Source organism: uncultured Mucilaginibacter sp. (genome assembly GCF_903913935.1).
In the GTDB taxonomy this organism is placed as follows: Bacteria; Bacteroidota; Bacteroidia; order Sphingobacteriales; family Sphingobacteriaceae; genus Mucilaginibacter.
In genome coordinates, this window is sequence record NZ_CAIWNH010000322.1 from 1 (window position 1) to 2,539 (window position 2,539).

Consider the following 2,539-nt stretch of genomic DNA (forward strand, 5'->3'; position numbering starts at 1 on the left):
AACTCACCGGGCTTGAGTTTTACTGAAAACAGGTAGGAATGATTTGTACTGTAAATTTCAAAAACATTCTTGTCTGTAAAGTCAGCTATATCAATATTGTTGTCTTTAAGGAGATTGGGTGAGAACGTGTTTTTTAAATATTGATTTTGAAAAGCATAACCAAACTTTACCGGGATAAAAAAGATTGCCGAAAAATCGCCTTCGCTTTTTTTGATCACCTCATAATAGCCGTTAGATTCTTTTCTGAAAGAATAACCGTCTTTAATGATATCCGGCAAATCAGGGATTATTTTTAACCCGCTCCAAAAGTTTAAGGCGCCTTTGCGGGTAGTAATAAACCAGATACTTTTCTCGCTAGTAAAGTGCTGGACGTATTTAAGCGCTGTACCGGTGTTTTTGTCAATACTTTTTAACTGTTCAAATAACTGCGTGTTATTTAGCACTTCATTTACATACCCTTCGTTTTTTTGAAGGTTATGTTCAAGTGTTTTGGCGGTTTGCGCAAGGTCATTTACGGGGGTGTATGTTTTTTGGACAAGAATTGCCGTAATTAATAAACTGGCACATAATAATGCCAGCATCACGCGTATTTTTCCGGCTGCCCCCAATTTGTTAGTAGTTTAAAACGTAACTAAAAATAAAGCCATCCTGTTTTAAAGGTTGGCTTATATATTTATTTCCTGCTTAAATAAAGGCACTTTCAGTGGGTATATGCCGGTCAACTTTTTTTACAAGACCCTGCAAAACACTCCCCGGCCCAACTTCAGTAAACGAGGTTGCACCATCTTCCAGCATATGTTTAACTGTTTGTGTCCAGCGTACGGGCCCTGTTAGCTGTGCAATTAAATTGTGTTTTATTAAAGCCGGATCAGTATATGGTTTTGCATCAATGTTTTGATATATAGGGCAAATAGGTGCATTGATCTCTGTATGAACAATGGCATGTTCCAGTTCAACCCTTGCCGCTTCCATCAAAGGCGAATGAAACGCGCCTCCAACATTCAGTTTCAGCGCCCTTTTAGCGCCTGCGGCTGTTAACTCTTCGCAGGCTTTATCAACTCCCGCAATGGTTCCTGATATAACCAGTTGCCCGGGGCAGTTATAATTGGCGGGCACTACAATGTCACTGATGCGGTGGCAAATGTCTTCAACGGTAAAATCATCTAATCCTATAATAGCCGCCATGGTAGACGGCTGGATCTCGCAGGCTTTTTGCATAGCGTTAGCTCGGGCTGCTACCAAACGGAGGCCATCGGCAAATGACAGTGCTTTACAAGCTACTAATGCCGAAAACTCACCCAGCGAATGCCCTGCGGCCATGCCTGGTTCAAACGCTTCGCCTAATACGCTGGCAAGGATTACCGAATGTAAAAATATAGCTGGTTGGGTAACATTTGTTTGCTTAAGGTCTTCAACAGTGCCTTCAAACATTATATCGGTGATGCGGAAGCCTAGTATTTCATTGGCTTGCTCAAATAGCGCCCGGGCCTGTTCTGATTGTTCGTAAAGGTCCTTACCCATACCCACAAACTGGGCGCCTTGTCCGGGAAAAATGTATGCTTTCATTTAGTTTATTAGTTCAATGGTTCATTAGTTCATTGGTGCATTGTTCAACAACAATTGGCCCTCTCACAAAGTAAGGAATTTAAGATTGAATAGCCAACTTTTTACTAATGAACAAATGAACCAGTGACCCAATCACTAACCCAGCTTCGCTGAAATCAGGTTCAAAAATTCAGTACGTGTTTTTTCTTTTAAAAACTCACCTGTAAACGCCGATGTAGTGGTAACCGAGTTTTGCTTTTGAACGCCGCGCATGCTCATACACAAATGCCGGCATTCAATAACAACTCCAACACCCAGCGGATTCAGCGCATTCTGGATACAGTCGCGGATATCATTAGTCAATCTTTCCTGCACCTGTAAACGGCGTGCAAAAACATCAACAATACGCGGAATTTTACTTAAGCCTACTACATGCCCATTGGGGATATAAGCTACATGCGCTTTGCCAAAAAATGGCAGCATATGATGCTCACACATGGAGTAAACCTCAATGTCTTTTACAATCACCATCTGGCTGTAATCCTCTTTAAATACAGCCGAAGCCATTATCGCCTTCGCGTCAAGATCATACCCCTGGGTGAGGTATAACATGGCTTTGGCGATACGTTCAGGTGTTTTTAGCAGCCCTTCCCGCTCGGGGTTTTCGCCTAACTCTTTTAAAATCTCCTGGTAATGAGCGGAAAGACTGCTGATCAGTTCCGGGTTATAACGGTCAATTTTAATATAACCCTCAACATCGTCATCGTCGGTGTCCTTTATAAAGTTTTCGTTAATCATGTTGCAAGTTTAATCGCCAAAGTATTCAGCTGAATTATTTTCAGTTTCGTACAGCTTTACCGAATGCAAAAACACGCCTTCATAAGCTTCGATAGGTTTTTTCAACTGGTTAAAAATTTCGATACAAAGTAACTCTGTCGAAGCCATTTTTCCTGTCATAAAATCAACATCTTTATTAATGTTTTTATGATCAAGC

General features: G+C 41.3%; 3 protein-coding genes and 1 pseudogene. All 4 read right to left on the reverse strand.

Annotation, left to right across the window (positions count from 1 at the left end; all coding sequences use genetic code 11):
- A pseudogene (locus tag QZY09_RS12580) lies at positions 1-581 on the reverse strand (hypothetical protein); the annotation flags it as partial.
- A 103-nt stretch (positions 582-684) separates the two neighbouring features.
- On the reverse strand, positions 685-1,566 hold the full coding sequence (gene fabD, locus QZY09_RS12585; protein WP_295672884.1) for an ACP S-malonyltransferase: 882 nt from the start codon (positions 1,564-1,566) through the stop codon (positions 685-687).
- Positions 1,567-1,701: 135 nt separating this feature from the next.
- Positions 1,702-2,343, reverse strand: a complete 642-nt coding sequence (gene folE, locus QZY09_RS12590) for a GTP cyclohydrolase I FolE (RefSeq protein ID WP_295672886.1) — start codon at positions 2,341-2,343, stop codon at positions 1,702-1,704.
- A gap of 9 nt (positions 2,344-2,352) precedes the next feature.
- The coding region (locus QZY09_RS12595) for a 6-carboxytetrahydropterin synthase (RefSeq protein ID WP_295672887.1) at positions 2,353-2,539 on the reverse strand (187 nt) is incomplete at its 5' end.

What these genes read in the sequence shown, in the direction of transcription:
- fabD (WP_295672884.1), bottom strand. Translation starts at nt 1,566, where the DNA reads ATGAAAGCATACATTTTTCCCGGACAAGGCGCCCAGTTTGTGGGTATG.
- folE (WP_295672886.1), bottom strand. Translation starts at nt 2,343, where the DNA reads ATGATTAACGAAAACTTTATAAAGGACACCGACGATGACGATGTTGAG.